The sequence below is a fragment of the Streptomyces sp. PT12 genome, from assembly GCF_003311645.1.
Classification (GTDB): domain Bacteria; phylum Actinomycetota; class Actinomycetes; order Streptomycetales; family Streptomycetaceae; genus Streptomyces.
Map to the genome: position 1 here is coordinate 1 of NZ_QEST01000201.1, position 1,159 is coordinate 1,159.

1 protein-coding gene is annotated in these 1,159 nt (G+C 71.3%); it reads right to left on the bottom strand.

The annotated features are described in order from the left end of the window. A partial coding sequence (locus tag DEH69_RS22850; RefSeq protein ID WP_258534891.1) for an acyltransferase domain-containing protein occupies positions 1-997 on the bottom strand: 997 nt, incomplete at its 3' end. Positions 998-1,159: the final 162 nt, after the last annotated feature.

A 1,159-nucleotide genomic window follows, 5' to 3' on the forward strand; every position in this document is an offset into this window, starting at 1 on the left:
CGAGCCAGTAGCGGCGGTGCTGGAAGGCGTAGGTGGGCAGGTCGACGGCGTGGCCGCCGGGCAGCAGCGGTGTCCAGTCGACGGCCAGGCCATGGGTGTGGGCGCGGGCCAGCGAGGTCATCAGGCGCCGCAGCCCGCCGTCGTTCCTGCGCAGCGAGCCCACCACCAGCCCGGAAACGCCCGCCTGTTCCAGGGTCTCCTCGATGCCGACCAACAGCACCGGATGGGCACTCATCTCCAGAAACGCCCCAAAGCCGCGCCCGGCCAGCTCCCGCACCGCCCCCTCGAACCGCACGGTCTCCCGCAGATTGGTGAACCAGTAGGCGGCATCGAGGGTTTCGGTGTCCATGGGCCGTCCGGTGACCGCGGAGCAGAACGGGATGGTGTGCGGGCGTGGGGTGATGGGCGCGAGGTCGGCGAGGATCCGCTCCTTCAGCTCGTCGACGGCGGGTGAGTGGGAGGCGTAGTCCACCGGAACGCGCCGCGCCCGCACCCCCTCCCGCCCCCACACCACCAGCAACTCATCCAACGCCCCCGCCTCACCCGAAACCACCGTCGCCGCAGGCCCGTTCACCGCCGCCACCGACAACCGCCCCGGCCACGCGGCAATCCACTCCCCCACCACCCCCACAGACGCCGCCACCGACACCATCCCCCCACGCCCCGACAACACCCGCAACGCCCGACTCCGCAACGCCACCACCCGCGCACCATCCTCCAACGACAACCCACCAGAGACGACCGCCGCGGCAATCTCCCCCTGCGAATGCCCCACCACCGCCCCAGGCTCCACCCCACACGACCGCCACACCGCCGCCAACGACACCATCACCGCCCACAACACCGGCTGCACCACATCCACCCGCGACAACCACCCACCACCCCCATCCCGCAACACCCCCACCACATCCCACTCCACCCACCGCCCCAACGCCCGCCCACACTCCGCCATACACGACGCAAACACCGGACACTCATCAAGAAGCTCCACCCCCATCCCCAGCCACTGCGCCCCCTGCCCAGGAAACACGAACACGGGTCGGGCGTCGCCGCCGCGCACGGTGCCGGTGAGGGCGTCCGGCGTTGAACGGCCCTCGCTCAACGCGTCGAGGGCGGCGAGGCGTTCGTCCGCGTTCCCGGCGATCACCACCGCGCGATG